This is a genomic window from Hymenobacter sp. UV11 (genome assembly GCF_004684095.1).
Classification (GTDB): domain Bacteria; phylum Bacteroidota; class Bacteroidia; order Cytophagales; family Hymenobacteraceae; genus Hymenobacter.
The window spans coordinates 13,614-30,796 of sequence record NZ_SRII01000019.1; the positions used below are offsets into that span (position 1 = coordinate 13,614).

Annotated in this window: 14 protein-coding genes; 10 read left to right on the forward strand and 4 right to left on the reverse strand. The window is 62.8% G+C overall.

All coding sequences use genetic code 11. The features are described 5' to 3' along the window. The first annotated feature begins 5 nt into the window (after positions 1-5). The 4 genes from E4631_RS23540 (at position 6) to E4631_RS23555 (ending at position 6,696) form a co-directional block, all read left to right on the forward strand. Positions 6-1,676, forward strand: a complete 1,671-nt coding sequence (locus E4631_RS23540; RefSeq protein WP_240735204.1) for a TolC family protein — start codon at positions 6-8, stop codon at positions 1,674-1,676. A 464-nt stretch (positions 1,677-2,140) separates the two neighbouring features. Beyond that, positions 2,141-4,201 carry a DNA primase gene (gene dnaG / locus E4631_RS23545; RefSeq protein WP_133657759.1) on the forward strand — a complete coding sequence of 687 codons (2,061 nt, stop codon included), beginning with the start codon at positions 2,141-2,143 and terminating at the stop codon, positions 4,199-4,201. Positions 4,202-4,353: 152 nt separating this feature from the next. Beyond that, positions 4,354-5,373: a TrkA family potassium uptake protein gene (locus tag E4631_RS23550; RefSeq protein WP_133657758.1), complete on the forward strand. Its 1,020-nt coding sequence runs from the start codon at positions 4,354-4,356 to the stop codon at positions 5,371-5,373. 105 nt (positions 5,374-5,478) lie between these two features. Then, the gene (locus tag E4631_RS23555; RefSeq protein WP_133657757.1) at positions 5,479-6,696 is read left to right on the forward strand and encodes a glycosyltransferase family 4 protein; all 1,218 of its coding nucleotides are present in this window, start codon (positions 5,479-5,481) and stop codon (positions 6,694-6,696) included. Positions 6,697-6,799: 103 nt separating this feature from the next. Here E4631_RS23555 and E4631_RS23560 read toward each other — a convergent pair whose 3' ends face one another. Then, positions 6,800-7,531, reverse strand: a complete 732-nt coding sequence (locus E4631_RS23560; protein ID WP_133657756.1) for an FkbM family methyltransferase — start codon at positions 7,529-7,531, stop codon at positions 6,800-6,802. Positions 7,532-7,707: 176 nt separating this feature from the next. On the opposite strand from E4631_RS23560, the gene E4631_RS23565 reads away from it, so the two are divergent. The 4 genes from E4631_RS23565 to E4631_RS23580 all read left to right on the forward strand — a co-directional run bounded on the left by E4631_RS23565 (position 7,708) and on the right by E4631_RS23580 (position 11,660). Continuing rightward, positions 7,708-8,895 carry a glycosyltransferase gene (locus tag E4631_RS23565; protein ID WP_133657755.1) on the forward strand — a complete coding sequence of 396 codons (1,188 nt, stop codon included), beginning with the start codon at positions 7,708-7,710 and terminating at the stop codon, positions 8,893-8,895. A 137-nt stretch (positions 8,896-9,032) separates the two neighbouring features. Further along, complete coding sequence (locus E4631_RS23570) at positions 9,033-10,256, forward strand: bifunctional 3,4-dihydroxy-2-butanone-4-phosphate synthase/GTP cyclohydrolase II (RefSeq protein ID WP_133657754.1); 1,224 nt, start codon at positions 9,033-9,035, stop codon at positions 10,254-10,256. A 105-nt stretch (positions 10,257-10,361) separates the two neighbouring features. Next, positions 10,362-11,108 (forward strand): hypothetical protein, encoded by a 747-nt coding sequence (locus E4631_RS23575; RefSeq protein WP_133657753.1) that lies wholly within the window; start codon positions 10,362-10,364, stop codon positions 11,106-11,108. A gap of 81 nt (positions 11,109-11,189) precedes the next feature. Next, positions 11,190-11,660: a BLUF domain-containing protein gene (locus E4631_RS23580; RefSeq protein WP_133657752.1), complete on the forward strand. Its 471-nt coding sequence runs from the start codon at positions 11,190-11,192 to the stop codon at positions 11,658-11,660. Positions 11,661-11,724: 64 nt separating this feature from the next. Here the strand turns inward: E4631_RS23580 and E4631_RS23585 are convergent, their stop codons facing one another. After that, the gene (locus E4631_RS23585) at positions 11,725-13,491 is read right to left on the reverse strand and encodes a M14 family zinc carboxypeptidase (RefSeq protein WP_133657751.1); all 1,767 of its coding nucleotides are present in this window, start codon (positions 13,489-13,491) and stop codon (positions 11,725-11,727) included. 119 nt (positions 13,492-13,610) lie between these two features. Here E4631_RS23585 and surE point away from each other — a divergent pair, with 119 nt between their 5' ends. Next, the gene (surE, locus tag E4631_RS23590; RefSeq protein ID WP_133657750.1) at positions 13,611-14,465 is read left to right on the forward strand and encodes a 5'/3'-nucleotidase SurE; all 855 of its coding nucleotides are present in this window, start codon (positions 13,611-13,613) and stop codon (positions 14,463-14,465) included. A gap of 39 nt (positions 14,466-14,504) precedes the next feature. Here the strand turns inward: surE and E4631_RS23595 are convergent, their stop codons facing one another. Both E4631_RS23595 and corA read right to left on the reverse strand, forming a co-directional pair. After that, entirely contained in the window at positions 14,505-14,741 is a 237-nt protein-coding gene (locus E4631_RS23595) for a hypothetical protein (protein ID WP_133657749.1), read from the reverse strand. 97 nt (positions 14,742-14,838) lie between these two features. After that, complete coding sequence (corA, locus tag E4631_RS23600; protein ID WP_240735206.1) at positions 14,839-16,002, reverse strand: magnesium/cobalt transporter CorA; 1,164 nt, start codon at positions 16,000-16,002, stop codon at positions 14,839-14,841. Positions 16,003-16,154: 152 nt separating this feature from the next. On the opposite strand from corA, the gene E4631_RS23605 reads away from it, so the two are divergent. Next, the gene (locus E4631_RS23605; RefSeq protein WP_167797043.1) at positions 16,155-17,141 is read left to right on the forward strand and encodes a GNAT family N-acetyltransferase; all 987 of its coding nucleotides are present in this window, start codon (positions 16,155-16,157) and stop codon (positions 17,139-17,141) included. Positions 17,142-17,183: the final 42 nt, after the last annotated feature.

Below are 17,183 nucleotides of genomic sequence, written 5' to 3' on the forward strand. Positions count from 1 at the left end.
TTATTATGAAGAGAATACTTGTTTTTTTTGAGCGGTTTGGGTCGCCCTCCCCGGCCTACCCCACCCCCGGCCCCTCCCCTTCGGGAGAGGCGAGCCACGGTGGCGCAGTCGTAAAATCGTCCGGCTCCCCTCTCCCGAAGGGGAGGGGCCGGGGGTGGGGTAGCATGTGGAAGGTCACGGCAACAAGCTGCCTCTGCCTACTATTGACCGGCCTGGCGCGCCCCGCCCTGGCCCAAGACCCCCTGCTGCCGGCCCGCAAGTCGGGCCTGGAGCGCGCGCCGCTCCAAACCGAGCAGCTGGCCGAGGTGCAGCCCGGCGACACGGCCAAGGTGTTTTCGCTGCAGGACCTGGCCGACCTCGTGTTTGCCAACCACCCCATCGTGAAGCAGGCGGCCCTGCTCAGCGACGAGGCCCGCGCCCAGATATTGCAGGCCCGCGGCGGCTTCGACCCCAAGCTGGGTTCCGATTTTCACCGCAAGCAGTTCGGTGGCACCGACTATTATAACAACTGGGGCAATGAGCTGAAGGTCCCCCTGTGGCCCGGCGGCATCGACCTCAAGGCCAGCTATGACCGCTACGTGGGCACCTACGTGAACCCCGAGGGCCGCACTCCGCTCAACGGCCTGGCGGGGGTAGGCGTGTCCATTCCCATCGGCCAGGGTCTGCTCATTGACGCGCGCCGCAGCACCCTGCGCCAGGCCCAAGCCATGCAGTCGGCCGCCGAGGCCGACCGCGTAAAGCAGATAAACGAAGTGTGGCTGCAGGCCGCCAAAGACTACTGGAACTGGTACTACACCTATCAGCAGGCCCAGCTCATTCGGGAGGGGGTAGCGCTGGCCGACCGCCGCTTTCAGGGCACCGCCCGCCGCGCCCAGCTTGGCGACCAGGCTCCCATCGACTCGGTGGAGGCCCAGATAACCGTGCAGGACCGCCAAGTGCAGGCCCAGCAGCTGCAGGTCGATTTGCAGAATGCCCGCCTCGTGCTCTCCAACCACCTCTGGAGCCCGCAAAACCAGCCCCTGGAGCTGCCCCGCTATGCCGCCCCCCAGCGCCCGGTGCTCGACACCGTGCGCCGCGCCGAGTTTGAGCGCCTCGCCGACCTGGCCGCCGCCAGCCACCCCACGCTGCTGAAGCTGAGCGCCAAAAGCCGCCAGCTCGGCATCGAGGAGCGCTACCGCCGCGAGCTGCTCAAACCCAAGCTCAACGTGAGCGGCACGCTCATCAGCCAGGGCGATTTTTACCGCAGTGAAGTGCCTAATTACTACGACTTTGGCTGGAACAACCACAAGGTGGGCGTCGATTTTGCCTTCCCGCTCTTCCTGCGCGCCGAGCGTGGCAAGCTGCAGTACGCCCGCATCCAAATCAAGGAAAACGTGCTGGAGCTGCAGCAGAGCCAGCGCACCATCGTCACGCAGGTCAACACGGTCTACAACACGCTCAAAGCCTACGAGCGCCAGCTCGCCCTGCAGGCCCAAACCATCACCAACCAGCGCCTGCTGCTGCGCGCCGAGCTGGCCAAGTTTGAGCTGGGTGAAAGTACCATCTTCCTCATCAACGCCCGCGAAACCAAGCTCATCGACCTGCGCATCAAGCAGGAAAGCCTGCGCGCCAGCTACGAGAAGTCGCGCGCTGAGCTGTACTACTACGCCGGCACGCGCTCGGTGCGGGCCGAGTAGGGGGGTAGGGCGAGTGCCCGCCGCCAAAAGTGCGCGTAGCTTTACCGCACTGTTAGGGTAGTCTCCCGCCAACCACGGTGTCTTTTAATAGCTTCGGCTAGAAAAAGGCGAAGCCCGTGGTTGCAGCCACGGGCTTCGAAGTGGGTGATTCTTTCTCCCCCATAAAGATTCGAAGTCTATGGAGAAAAAACCAAACAGTGACGAGGATTACATAGTAATCTTCGTTAGGCTCCCGACTAAGCTGCTCTTGCAACTTGGTCGCTGGTTACTGGTAGCCAGCAGCCTATACGTGCTGCTGCATAAGTAACCAATTAGCCAGCAGGGAGGGTTCGCGCCCTTCCTGCTTGGGCTGTAACTAAGTTCAGCCGCCGGGAGTTGCGCAAAGATGCGAAATTTTTGGGAAAAATTAACTTCGGCCGGCCGGGCCCTGGGCGGGCGTAAATTTGAAGTTCTAACTCCGACCCGTGGCCCGCATCCCCAAAGAAACCGTTGACCAGATTATCCACACCGCCGACATTCTGGAGGTGGTGGGCGACTACGTGCAGCTCAAGCGCCAGGGCCAGAACTACTGGGCCTGCTGCCCGTTTCACAACGAAAAATCGCCCTCCTTCTCGGTAAACCCAGCCAAGGGCCTGTATAAGTGCTTCGGCTGCGGCAAGGCGGGCGGCGTCATCCAGTTTGTGATGGACATCGAGGGTAGCAGCTACCCCGAAGCCCTGCGCGGCCTGGCTAAAAAGTACGGGGTGGCCGTGCCCGAAGAGGAAGAGCGCACCCCCGAAGAGCAGCTGGCCCAGAACGAGCGCGACTCGCAATACATCGTATCCAACTGGGCCAAAGACCATTACCACAAGCTGCTTCAGAATACCGAGGAAGGCATGGGGGTAGGCTACGCGTACCTCAAGGAGCGCGGCCTGAACCTGACCACCATCCAGACCTTCGAGCTGGGCTACTCGCTCGACCAGTGGGACGACCTGCTTAAATCGGCCGAAAAAGCCGGTTACCAGCTCAAATACCTCGAAAAAACCGGCCTCGTCATTCAGCGTCAGGACGACCAGGGCCACGACACCGGCCGGCGCTACGACCGCTTCCGGGGCCGCGTCATGTTCCCGATTCACAACGTGAGCGGCCGGGTGGTGGGCTTCGGGGCGCGCACGCTGAAGCGCGACGACAAGATGGCGAAGTACCTCAACTCGCCCGAGTCGGAGATTTACCATAAGTCGGACGTGCTCTACGGGCTCTTTCAGGCCCGGCAACCCATTCGCAACCAGGAGCTGTGCTACCTCGTGGAGGGCTACCTCGACGTGCTGAGCCTGCACCAAGGTGGCATCAAAAACGTGGTAGCCTCGTCGGGCACCTCGCTCACTGAGGGCCAGATTCGCCTCATCAAGCGCTACACCGACAACGTGACGGTGCTCTACGACGGCGACGCGGCGGGCATAAAAGCGAGTTTGCGGGGCATTGATTTGCTGCTCGAAGGCGGCCTGAACGTGCGCGTGGTGCTCTTTCCCGACGGCGAAGACCCCGACAGCTACATCCGCAAGGTGGGCGACCAGCGCTTTGCCGACTACATCGAGAGTCAGAGCCAGGACTTCATCGCCTTCAAAACCACGCTGGTAGCCCGCGACGCGGCCGCCGACCCGGTGAAGAAGGCCGAGGCCATCCGGGAGGTGCTGCAAAGCATTGCCAAGGTGCCTGACGGCCTCAAGCGCCAGGTGTTTTTGCAGCAAACGGCCAGCGTGTTCGGCTTTGAGGAGCAGGTGATTATCACTGAATACAACAAGCTCCTCAAAACCAGCACTCCCAGCAAGGCCCGGCCCGAGGAGGGGGGTAGGGCGGCCAGCCCACGCCCGGCGCCTACCCCCGCCGCTGCGCCCAGCGCGCCCCTCACGCCCGAGGAGGAAATTGAGATGGCCATGTACGGCTCCATCCACGGCTCGGAGGAGGAGAAAGCGTACCTGGCCGGCCCCGCCGCCGACCCTAGCGAGCTGGCCGCGCCCCTCGACGTGCTGCAGCAGTGCGAGCAGGCCGTGCTGCGCCTGCTGGTGCTATATGGCCCCCACGAGGTGCAGCCCGAAGTCACGGTGGCGCATTATCTACTGAGCCAGCTCGATGGCACGCCGCTGCGCACGCCGCTCTTCGCGCAGCTGTGGGCCGAGTGCCGCGCGCAGTTTTTGCAGGGCCAGCTGCCCGATTTGCGTCTGCTGGCCCACCACGAAGATGCGGCCATCCGGAACCTGCTGGCCGACTTTGCCACCGAGCGCTACGACCTCAGCCCCAACTGGCGCATCAAGGATATTCACGTGCCCACCGAGCTGAACCTCATTCAATTAGCTTGCGACAATGCCATTCTGCGCCTCAACAAGTGCCACGTGCAGCGCGAGCGCCAGCAGTGCCTGGCCCAGCTCAACGACAGCCGCCTCGACGACAACGAGAAGCTAAATTCGCTGCTGCGCTACAACGAGCTCACCAAGCTCGACAACCAGCTGGCTCAGATGCTGGGCACCGTAGTGGCGCGCAACGCGTAAATACCTAATTGAGAAAGAACGTCATGCTGAACGCAGTGAAGCATCTCGCCCACGCTGGTTGGGTTACTAATTTCAACGTCAGCACGCGAGATGCTTCACTGCGTTCAGCATGACGTTCTTTGGTGATGCTTGGCACCTGACTTGCTTTTTACATGCTTAAACAACTCAACCTTTCCCGCCTGTGGCTGGCGCTGGGCCTGCTGGCTTTCAGCTTTTCGGTGGGGGTAGGGGGCTTCATGCTGCTGGAGAATTACTCCTTCGTCGATGCCTTCTACATGACGGTGATAACCGCCTCCACGGTGGGCTTTGGCGAGGTGCACCCGTTGTCGAGCGTGGGGCGCATCTTTGTCGCCTTCTACATTTTGTTTAATCTGTTGGTGGTGGCCTACCTCGTGTCGGTACTCACCACGTATATTTTTGACGGCGAATTGCGCCACCTTTTCCGCATGATTCGCGCCGACCAGGAAATTAAGAGCTTCCGCAACCACGTCATTGTCTGCGGTTTTGGGCGCAACGGCTACAAGGCCTTCGATGAGCTGCGCCACAGCGGCACCCGCGCCGTGGTGGTGGAGCAAAACGAGGCCATGCTGCGCGCCGTGAACGAGTCGGGCGGCCCCCAGATACCAGCCGTGTACGGCGACGCTACTACCGAGGTGGCGCTGCGCCAGGCCGGCATCGAGCACGCCCGCGCCCTCATCACGACCCTGCCCAAGGATGCCGACAACGTATTTGTGGCCCTCACCGCCCGCGAGCTGAACCCGCACCTCACCATCATTGCCCGCGCCAGCGCCCGCAGCAGCGTGAGCAAGCTCATTTCGGCCGGCGCCAACTCGGTGGTGATGCCCGACGAAATCGGCGGCTCGCACATGGCTAACCTCGTCATTCGCCCCGAAGTCATCCGGTTTCTGGACATGATTTCGGGCCTTGGCCCTAACAAGCTGCGCCTCGAAGAGCTGTCCTTCGGCGAGATGCGCCCCAGCATGCGCGGCCAAAGCATTCGGGAGCTCGACGTACGCTCGCGCACTGGCGCCACGGTCATTGCCCTGCGCCGCGGCCAGGGCGGCGAGCTGGAAGTAAGCCCCGCCGCCGACTACCGCCCCTCGGCCGGCGACGTGCTGCTGGTGCTCGGCAACGAGGAGCAGATTCAGGCCGTGCACACGCAGTATAAGTAATTAACAGTGAATAATGAACAGTGACTAATGAGCAGTAGGAAGGGGGTAGGGAGCTAGCCTATTGCTCACTGCTCCCTTCCTACTGCTCCTTGCTCATTACTTCCCATGCATATTTTACAAGTAAGCCTGCGCGTGCCGTTTCCGTTGCACGACGGCGGCGCGATTGGGATTTACAACATCACGGCGGGGCTGCTGCGGGCGGGGCACCGCGTCACGATGCTGGCCATCAACACGCCCAAGCACCACCAGCCGGCCGACGTGCTCGACCACCTGGGCCCCAATTTTCGGCTCGTGACGGTGGACGTGGACACCACCGCCAAGCCGCTGAAAGCCCTGCAAAACCTGCTGTTTTCGCGCCAGCCCTACAACATCGAGCGGTTTATCAACCCGAAGGTGAGCAGCGTACTCGCGCCGTTAATTCAGGCCGAAAAGCCGGATGTCATTCAGTTCGAAGGCACCTACATGGCCTGGTACAACGATTGGCTGAATGCGCAAAAACTCGTGCCAGCGGGCACTGTAAGCGTGTTGCGGGCACACAATATCGAGTACGTCATCTGGGAGCGGCTGGCGCTGGGCGAAAAAAATCCACTGCGACGCTGGTACCTGAGCCACCTGGCTACCCGGCTGCGCCGCTTCGAGCAAACTTACCTGGGCGGATTTGACGGGGTAGCGGCCATTACTAAAGAAGACATCGGGCGCCTCAAAGAGCTAGGCTGCCCCGAGCCCATCGCCCTGGTGCCCGCCGCCGTCGAAATGGCCAGCTTCCAGCCCGACCCGGCCGTGCAGCCCCAGCCGCGCAGCGTGTTCATGATTGGCTCCCTGAACTGGCTGCCCAACCTGGAAGGCCTCGAATGGCTGCTGCGCGAGGTCTGGCCCGCCCTGCACGCCGAGCTGCCCGCGCTGGAGCTGCACGTGGCCGGCCTGCGCCCGCCCGCCCACCTGCTGGTGCCGCGCACCGACAACGTATTCATCCACGGCTTCGTGGAGTCGGCGGCGGCCTTCATGCGCCAATACGACCTCATGCTGGTGCCCCTGCTGAGCGGCGGCGGCATGCGCGTCAAAATCATTGAGGGTATGGCCCTGGGCAAGTGCATTCTGAGCACCGGCATCGGCGCCGAAGGTATCGAAGTGCTTGATGGGCAAGATATTGTGGTGCGCGACGAAGTGGCCGCCTGGCAGGCGGCCCTGCGCGACTACTACCACGGCCGCCTGCCGGTGGCCGCCATCGGAGCCGCCGCCGCTACTACCGCCGCCAACGTCTATGCCAACGCCCGCGTCACCGAGCGCTTCGAGGCGCTGTACGCGCAGCTCGGGGCGCAGTAGCGCGAACTTGCCAGTTCGTGCGCGAGCGCCAGCGAGCAGGGTCGTTCGCACCGCGCAGTTCCGCCTGCTCGCTGACGCTCACGCACGAACTGGCAAGTTCGCGCTACTGCGCGGGGTAGGCGATGAAATAATAATTCAGCTTCTGCTCAAACTGTTGCACCAGCTCGGCGCGGCTGAGTTGCGGCTGGCCCGCCAGCCAGCGCGCCATCGTGGAGATGCGTAGGCCGATGGCCGGGCCGCACAGCAGGTCGTACACCTGCTCGGGCCGCGTGCCGTAGTGGTCCGAACCGCCAATGCCGTGCTCGAAAATGATGACCGGCCGGTTGGCCGCCAGCAGCGCCTGAGCGCCTTGCAGCACTTGCAGCTCGCCGCCTTCCACGTCAATTTTTATCAGGTCGATGCGCGTGCCGGGGGGTAGCACGTCGTCGAGCCGCGCCCGCTGCACCGTAATGAGCGTATCCTGCTCGTTGGGCCGGTCGTAGCTGCGCTTCACGAAGCCGCTGTAGGCCGGGTTGCTCACCACGTAGTTAAACGACACTTCGCCCGGCGTCGCGCCCAGCCCCATTTGGTAGAAGTGGCAGTTGGGCCGGTGGGCAAATTTGACGGTCAACTGCTGGTAAAGAACCGGAATGGGCTCGAATCCAACGTGCTGGCCCTGCGGCGCGTAGCGTAGCATCTGCTCCAGCACCTCGCCCTTGTGGCAGCCCACATCCACGCAGTTGGACTGCGGCCCCAGCACCCGCCGCAGCACTTGCTGCGTCTGGTGGTCGTAGCGCTGGTTCTGGGTGAAAGCGAAGGGCAGGCTTTTGACTATTTTTTTAAGAAACTCTTTCATCACGAACGCCTCAAAAAGGCAGGCAGCCGGCGCCAAAGGTAAAGCAGAGTAGTGTAGGGTAAGCTTTAGCTTGCCAGGCAGCAAATGTGCGGTAAGCTTTAGGTTTTCGGGGGCAAGCTGGGGAAGTCCTATAACGGCAAGCTGAAGCTTACCCTATACTTTACCTTTGCGGGCGAATGAAGTTGTTGGTGCTACTGTCCCGCTTTCCCTACCCCCTCGACAAAGGCGACAAGCTGCGGGCCTACCACCAGCTGCGCTACCTGGCCGGGCGGGGCCACGACGTGTGCCTGCTGGCCCTTAGCGACGAGCCCGTGAGCGCGGCCGGGCTGGCGGCCGTGCGCCCGCTGTGCCGCGGTGGCCTGCACCTGCACCGCCTGGGCCGGCTGGGGCGGGGTAGGGGCCTGGTGCGGGCGCTGGCCACGGCCGGCCGGCCCCTGCAAGTGGGCTATTTCTATGAAGCCGCCGCCCAGCGCCTGGTCGATAAGCTGTTGGCCGACTTTCGGCCCGACCACGTGTACTGCCAGCTCATTCGCATGGCCGAGTACCTGCGCACCCACGCCGGCCGCGTGCCGATGACGCTCGACTACATGGACGTGTTCTCGGCCGGCGTGGCGCGGCGGGTGGCCACCGCGCCCGCCTGGCAGCGCCCCGTGCTGGCCCTGGAGGCCCGCCGCCTGGCCGCCTACGAGGCGGCGGCCTGGGGCTGGTTTGGGCACCACACCATCATCAGCGACCAGGACCGCCAGCTCATCGCGCACCCGCAAAACGAGGCCATTACCATTGTCTCCAACGGTATCGACTTCACCCACTTTCAGCCCCAGCTCAACGCCCCCAAACCCCACGACCTGCTCTTTTGCGGCAACATGGGCTACCACCCCAACGTGGACGCCGCCTGCTGGCTGGCCGAAGAAATTCTGCCCCTCGTGCAGCGCCGCCACCCCAGCGCCAGCCTGCTGGTGGCCGGCACCACGCCCACGCCCCGCGTGCTAGCGCTGGCCCGCCGGCCGGGGGTAGGGGTCAGCGGCTGGCTGCCCGACATCCGCACTGCCTACGCCGGGGCGCGGGTGTTTGTGGCGCCCATGCGTGTGGGTACTGGTCTGCAAAACAAGTTATTGGAGGCCATGGCCATGCAGCTGCCCTGCGTTACTACCCCCCTCGCCCACAATGCCCTGGGCGGCACGCCCGGCCAGCACCTGCTGGTAGCCGACAGTGCCCCGGCCCTGGCCGATGCGCTGGCCGACCTGCTGGCCGACCCCGCCGGGGCCGCCCGCCTCGCCGCCGCCGGCCGCACCTTTGTGGCCGAAACCTACGATTGGGCCGCCGTCACGGCGCAGTTGGAGAACTTGTTTCTGAATAATTGTTAGTGTAGATAACCTAATTAAAAGAACGTCATGCTGAGCCTGCCGAAGCATCTCGCTCGCATCGTTGCATTACTACCCCCGGCGAGATGTTTCGGCAAGCTCAGCATGACGTTCGAGGTAGATTTTCTTAACAGAATACCATGCTTGACTCCATAGAATCCGCCATCGAAGCTATTCGCGCCGGCAAAGTCATCATCGTCGTTGACGATGAGGACCGCGAAAACGAAGGCGACTTTATTTGTGCCGCCCGCTCGGCCACGCCCGAGGTTATCAACTTTATGGCCACCCACGGGCGCGGGCTGGTGTGCGCGCCCATCACGGCCGAGCGCTGCGAGGAACTGGGCCTCGACCTGATGGTGGGCCGCAACACGGCCCTGCACGCTACCCCCTTCACGGTGAGCGTTGACCTGCTCACCAACGGCGTGACCACCGGCATCTCGGCCTCCGACCGCTCCAAGACCATCCTGGCCCTCGTCGACCCGGCCACAAAACCCGATGACCTGGGCAAGCCGGGCCACATTTTCCCGCTGAAAGCCCGCAAGGAAGGCGTGCTGCGCCGCGCCGGCCACACCGAGGCGGCCGTGGACCTGGCCCGCCTGGCGGGCTTTGAGCCGGCCGGCGTGCTGGTTGAGATTCTCAAAGAAGACGGCGAGATGGCCCGCCTGCCCGACCTGCGCAAAGTGGCCGAGCAGTGGGGCCTGAAGCTGATTTCGGTGCAGGACCTCATCAAGTACCGCCTGGCGCAGGAGAGCCTCATTCAGCGCGAAATCACGGTGAAGATGCCCACCACCCACGGCGACTTTGACCTCTACGCCTACACCCAGCGCTCGAACGGCGCCCAGCACCTGGCCCTGGTGAAGGGCGATGTCTCGGGCCCCGAGCCGGTGCTGATACGCGTGCACTCGTCGTGCGTGACCGGCGATATCTTCGGCTCGTGCCGCTGCGACTGCGGCCCCCAGCTGCACCAGGCCATGGAGCAGATTGACCGCGAGGGCCGCGGCGTTATCGTCTACATGAACCAGGAGGGTAGGGGCATTGGCCTGCTTAATAAGCTGAAAGCCTATAAGTTGCAGGAAGCCGGCCGCGACACCGTGCAGGCCAACGAGGACCTGGGCTTTAAAGGCGATGAGCGCGACTACGGCGTGGGCGCGGCCATCATCCGCGACTTGGGCATCCGGCAGATGCGCCTGCTCACCAACAACCCCAAGAAGCGCACCGGCCTGCTCGGCTACGGCCTGGAAGTGGTCGAAACTGTGCCCATCGAAATTGCGCCCAACCAGCACAACCAGTCGTACTTAACTACCAAGCGCGACAAGCTGGGCCACGACATTTTGCAAGCCATGAAGCCCGATGTGGCGGCGTAAACTAGCCGTCTGTATTATCCCAAAAAGGCTATCCTGACCGGGTAGCCTTTTTCTTTTAGTGATAATACGTGGCGAGCGGGCCCGGTGCGTAGCTTCCTTTGCTTCATGAAGAAAACTGTATGCTGTCTTATGCTGCTGGGCTGCTTGGCCACCAAGGCCACAGCCCAGCAGGCAATCAGCCCAGCCCCTACGGCGGCCGAGCTGAAGAAAAACTTCACCATTATCGAGGGGGGCACTGAGGGTGAGAGCGACGACTTCGACAAGTTGACTACAACCACGGCCCGCCAGCTGGTGACCTACCTCAAAGCCCACGAAGTGTCGGCGACCGGGGCCAAAAGCCTCGGGGTGGAACTGTCGGCTGAGGCGGCAGATGCGGCTCACCTCAAGGTATTTACGTACGCGCTTTCCTCGGGGGGCACGCGGGGCACCATCCACAAGCCCGTGTTGCAGTGGAAAAACGCGGTGGGACAGCTCTTTGCCTACGCCGTGGGCGAGGAGTGCGCGTTTTATGAAATCCACCCGCTCGCCAGCCCTGGCCGGGCACTTTACTTGTTGCTGGGCATGGAGAAAGGCGACGGCCAATGCGACGTGAGCCAGGCCTACGTGGTGGAGCTGAAGGGCAACTACTTGCTGACCGATAATGCGTTTTTTGGCAAAAGCTCTTCGCTCAGCCTCTGTAATGTCGATATGAAGCTCGACGCAAGTCGGCAGGTGCTGCGCATTGACCAGACTCGCAACAAGGAAATTAGTGACGATGAACTGCGCCTGAAGGACCAGGGCTACCGCCGCAAGCCCAAAGCCAAAAGCCTTGTGCTTAAGCTGAGCGGTGGGCGGTTTATCCAAAGTCAGTAGCATACAAACCCGGCAGCCAACTGAACTGTTTGGGGGTGCGGGCGCGTATAAGAGGCGAATTTTATCAAGTTTGTCGCTAGTATGCTTGCCCCTCAGCCGCTGTACCAGATTATCTACCACAGCCTGGCCACGGGCGATGGCCTGCCGCCTGAGGAGCTGGCTGAGCTGCTGCGCCAGGCCCGCGCCTACAACCAGAACCGCCGCCTCACCGGCCTGCTGCTCTACGCCGCCGATACCAAAGAATTTGTGCAGGTGTTGGAAGGCCCGCGCGATGAGATTGACGCCCTCTACGAGCGCATTGCGCGCGATGCGCGCCACAAGCACGCCTTCGTGCTGCACGAAGGCCCGGCAAAGGGCCGCATGTTTCCCGACTGGCGCATGGGCTTCGTGGCCACTGCCACCCACGATTTGCGCACCACCACCGGCTACCTGTCGCTGGCCCGGCAGCCCGGCCGCATCAGCCCCTTCAGCCTGGTGGTGCACGTGCCCGAAGAGCTGCGCCGCTTCCTCAGCAGCTTCACCGAGTTGCTGCCGGTGGCCATCTTGGGTTAGGTTTGAGCACCTGTAAAAACGGCCATTCTCTGGGCAGAATGGCCGTTTTGCGTAGGGGTAGGCCTTATCTCGGCACAGCGCTCATCCAGCGCAGTACCGGGTAGCGGCGGTAGCCGGGCTCGGCGTAGGGCGAGTGCTGATACACCCATTCCAGTTGGGCGGGGCCGCTGGCGGCCAGGGCCGGGTCGGTTTTTTTGGCGGCGTCCAGCTGCTGGCGCACGTCGGGGTTTTGGGTCAGATAAGCAGCCGCTAAGTCCTCAAACACATAGTCGGAGTAATGCTCCTTTTGCTGCAAAATGCTGTCAAAAAAACCCCAGGCGAAAAACGAGTCGGTGGCCTGCGGCTCCAGCGCTTCTATGAGGTAGCGGGCGGCGGCGCCCTGCTCAGCCAGCACGGCCAGGTAGGTGCCGGGGGGTAGGGTTTCGGATTTTTGGGTTCGGGTTGCTAGTTTGATTTGGGAATGCAGGTAGTGGCCTTCGTAGGGCTTGGGGCTGGTTTTATAGTCTTCGATGGTATAGGCTTCGGCCGGGCCGGTGAGGGGCTGCGGCAGCTTGCGCAGCACCACGCCGTTGCGGCGCAGGTTATCCAGCACCTCGCCCCAGGCCGCCGGAATGGCGTAGGCTACCGGCGCGGCGGCGCTGGCCACGGCGTGGGCCGCGTTGTAGAACGGCACGGGCCGCACGTAGGGCCGGCTGCGGTCGTAGTAGAGGCGCGGCTGGCCGCTCACGCCGCTGGCCTTGTGGCCGGCCTCGTAGCCCCGAAACTCCACCGTGCCGCTGGGCTGCTCGTTCAGCGCCCAGGCCAGCGGAAACTGCGTTTGGGTGGCCAGCGCCCGGTCGGCCGCGGCGCGGGCGGCGAGGAGGGTAGGAGCTTGGTTGGCAATGGTTTGCACGTAGGTCAGCAGCAGGTCGTAGGTGGCCCGCACGCGTGGGCCGAAGGCCTTGAGCATGTGCGTTTCGGGCATAAAGCCAAGGCTGTTGAACAGCGCCGCGTAGCCCGTGGAGTAGCGCGTACTTTCCAGAAAGGCGCGCAGACCGCTCTCAGGCGTTTCGCCGGCAAAGTCCACGTAGGGCGTCAGGGGCCAGCTTTTCTTCGCCATGCCGGCGTAGAGGGCGGGTAGGAGCTGGGTTTGCAGGTACTTGCCCAGCACCGGCCCCAGCTTGTCGGGCTGCGTCGGAATGAGCGTAATCGTGTACTGGTAATCAGCCCCGTTGGAGGTGTGCGTATCGACAAATACCTCGGGCCGCCACTTCTGAAACAGCGCCGCAAACGAGCGCGCATTGCGCGAGTCCTGCTTCACGAAGTCGCGGTTCAGGTCAAAGTTGCGCGCATTGCCCCGGAAGCCGTATTCGCGCGGGCCGTTCTGGTTCACGCGCGTGGTGGAGTTGCGGTTCAGCATCCCGCCGATGTTGTAGGCCGGGATAACGACCACCGTCACCTGCCGCAGCAGGGGTAGGAGCTGCTTGTCGCGCAGCAGGTCGCGGGCTAGCGCCATGCTGGCATCGATGCCCTCGGGCTCGCCGGGGTGAATGCCGTTCTGGATAAAGAGAATGGGGCGGCCCTTGGCGCGGCTGGCGGCCGGCTCAAAGGTGCCATCGGCCGAGAGCACCACTTCGTGCAGGGGCTGGCCACTATCGGTGAGCCCGGCTGCGCGCAGCTGCATGGTGGTGGGGTAGGCGGCGGCCAAGTCTTTATAAAACGCGAGGCACTCGGTGTAGGTGGCCGTGGTATTGTGCTGCGGGTCGCGCTCGAAGGGCGTAGTGAGCGCCGGCGGGGGGGTAGGGGCAGTGGGCATGAGCGCGGCGGCGAGCAGGAGCGGGGCGAAGAACATGGGGGCGAAGGTCGGGAGGATGTACCGACCTTTGCAGCCGTAGCGTGGACTTGGTAGTCCACGTTCGCGTAAGCGCCATCGTTCATTCGCGGACTACAACGTCCGCGCTACATTTCCCCATGCCAACCCGTCCCCTCATCCTCATTTCCAACGACGATAGTCTCATTGCCCCCGGCATTGCCCATTTGGTGCAACTCATGCGGGAGCTGGGTGCTGAAGTAGTGGTGGTAGCGCCCGCCAGCCCGCAGTCGGGCATGGGCCACGCCATCACCATCGGCCACCCGCTACGGCTCGATAAGTCGGACCGCTTCGGCCCCGACGTGGAGGCCTACGCCTGCTCCGGCACCCCGGCCGACTGCGTCAAAATCGCCAAGCACTACATCCTGAAAGACCGCCGGCCCGACCTCGTAGTGTCGGGCATCAACCACGGTTCCAACTCGTCGGTGAACGTGCTGTACTCGGGCACCATGTCGGCGGCCATTGAGGCGGCCATTGAGGGGCTGCCGGCCATCGGCTTCTCGCTCTGCGAATACGGCGACGAGGCCGACTTCTCACACGTGGGCCCGTGGGTGCTGGAAGTGTGCCGCCAGGCGCTGGCCCACGGTATTCCGGCCGGCACGGCCCTGAACGTGAATATCCCGAAGAACGCGGCCGGCCCCATTCAGGGTATCCGGCTGGCCCGCCAGGCCCGCGCCAAGTGGCAGGAAAGCTTTGAGCAGCGCCAGGACCCTTACAAGCGTCCCTACTACTGGCTGCTGGGCGATTTTGTGAACCAGGACCGTGGCCTCGACACCGACGAGGCCGCCCTGGCCGAAGGCTACGTATCGGTAGTGCCCTGCCAGTTTGACCTCACCAGCTACCAAGCGCTTGGCGAAATGGCCCAGGCCTGGCAGCTGGCGCTGCCCAGCGGTGCCCCGGCGGCTACCCCCCCGCAACCCATGGCAAGCGAGGATTACGGCCCTGCAAGCCAGTAGGTTAGTCTGAGTTTCCCCAAATGAGTAAGAGCCTTTAGTCTATTGCTCATTTGGGGAAACGGGCTGCCAGCTACTACTTACTGCGCGCACCAGCCGGCGCTGCTCGGCCACGGCCGGCGTGCGCAACACGCGCAAGGGCAGGAGCCGCAGCCGATAATTATCGTGCACCCGGCAGCTACTTGCCCGGTAGTGGTGCCGGTGGTGCGCGCTGTACCCGGCGGGAGGTCGCAGCAGTATAAGCAGACACAAGCTAGGTAGCAGCACCAGCGTTTTCATGGGGAGTACAGATAGCTATTCAAGTTCGTGCGCTACCAGTGAAGCCGCCGTGAATGCCAGCTTATACCTCCGCTCAAAAATTGCCCGGCCCGGCGGCTCAGTCGCGGCTCAGCCAGCCTTTCCGCCAGAAATAATACAGCTGCCCCATCACGATGAGCGTGAGCACCACCAGCAAAATGGGGTAGCCCAGCGGTGAATACAGCTCGGGCATGTTGAGGGGCAGCACGTGGCCGTGGGTGTCCTCGTGCTGAAAATTCATGCCGTAGAGGCCCACCACGAAGCTGAGCGGAATGAAGATGGAACTGATAATGGTAAGCACCTTCATCACCTCGTTCATGCGGTTACTCTGGTCCGAGAGGAAGAGGTCGGCCAGCGACGAGATGTTGTCGCGGTAGCTTTCGGCCAGGTCCAGGGCTTGAATGGCGTGGTCGTAGGCATCGCGGTAAAAGACCTTCAGCTCTTCGGGCACCACTTCTTCGGGCAGGCGCAGAATCTCCGACATCTTATCGCGCTCGGGGTACACCAGCCGCCGGAAGCGCACCACGTCCTTCTTGATGCGCAGAATGCGGTTGAGCAGCCGCCGCTCGCGCTGCTCGCTGAAAATGCTCATCTCCAGCTCCTCAATGTAGTCGCCGATGGCGGCCATGGTGGGGTAGTAGTGGTCAAGCACTACGTCGGTGAGGGCGTAGGCCAGGTAGCCCACGGGCTTGCGCCGCAGCTGGCTGAAATTGGCCCGGATGCGGTTGCGCAGCACCTCCAGGCAGTCGTCGTAGTCGTCCTGAAACGAGAGCACGTAGTTGGGCCCCGTGAAGATGGAGAGCTGGTCGTCGTGCACCGTAAGCTGGGCGGTAAACTCGGTCATGCGCGACACCAGAAACAGCCGGTTTTCGTCAAATACCTCCACCTTGGCCCGCTGGTAGTCGCCGAGCACGTCCTCCATTTGCAGCGGGTGCAGGCCAAATTCCTGCATAATGCGCTCCATCAGGTCGAGGTCGCCGTAGCCGCGCACGTCAATCCAGTGCTTGAGCTCGGGGTGGGCGCGCAGGTAGTTGAGCAGCTCGTCGTAGCGGTCGGTATACTCAGCTTCCGTGTGAGTATTTTCGTCATACGACATTAGGAAGAGCCGGGGCTTGAGGGCATTGGGCTGCACGTGCAGCGTGCCGGGCCGCTGGCCCACGTGCTCGTACAGCGCCTGGCGCCTGGCCTCACGGTCGGGGTCGGGGGGTAGGGCAGCGGCTTCTAAGCTAGCTGATGTAGCCAAGGGGGGATAAAAAGGAGAATTCATACGGAAGCCTGAGTACGAAGCGGGAACCCGAAGTTGCCTGCAAAGGTGGGGTAGTGGGCTGGTAGTTCCGTACTTTGCTGGGGGCTTCGTCCTTCCGTTTTATAAGTATGCTGGCAATGTCCCCCGTATTGAGCTTACCGCTAGCCACTCTGGGCGTGTATTGTGCCGAAACGCTGCCCGGCCAGCCGCCTGCCACACCGCGCCTACCCCTGGCCTTTGAGCCGTTGCTTTTTCTAACCTCTGCGCACCAAGCTTTGCAGCAGCACAACCACCCGGTGCTGGCGTTTTTTCTGGAAGACAAAGCAGCCGGCCAGACGGTAGCACAACTCTATGTAGTGCCGGATTTTGCCGCTTCTGGCCGGGCTCGCTCGCCAGGGCAAGCCAGCTTTGGCGGCGTGCAGCTGGCACCCGACCTGCCCGTAGCGGCCCTGCACTTGCTGCTCGACGCAGTTGAAGCTACGCTGCGCCGCCACGGCCAGCGCCAGCTGGAGGTGCGCGGCTACCCTTTCTGCTACGACCACAGCGGGGCGGCTACGCTGGCCGAAGCCTTGCGCCAGCGTACCTATGAGGTAGTGCTGGCCGAGGAGAACTACTACCTTGACACGCAGCGCGACTACGAGGCCCACCTGCACCGCTCCGAGCGCAAGCGCCTGCGCAAGTGCTACCGCCAAGGGCTAGTGGTGGAGCAGGAGCCACCACTGCTATTGCCGGCGGCTTACGCATTTATTGCGGCCTGCCGGCAGGAGCGGGGGCAACCATTATCGCTGCCGTTGGCGCGGGTCGAAGCGCTGTTCCGGGCCTTTCCACGGCAACATTTTTTGTTTTCGGTGCGGCGCCCCAGCGGCGAGTGGGTGGCCATGAGCCTGGCTATCCGCGTGAGTGCGCGGGTATTATATAATTTTTACCAGGCTAGCCCCCTTGCGGCTAATGATGTGAGCCCGGTAGTACTGCTCAACGAAGGCCTGCATGACTTCGCTAAAGCCAATGAGCTGTCCGTGGTTGATTTGGGTATTTCTACGCTGCCCGGAGGCGTTCCGCACGATTCGCTGCTGCAATTCAAGCGGCACCTGGGCTGCGTTGCCAGCTTAAAGCTAACCTGGCATAAAGCCCTGTAACTAGCATCTGATTTCCACTGGCTTCTATCTTCTGCTCTCTGT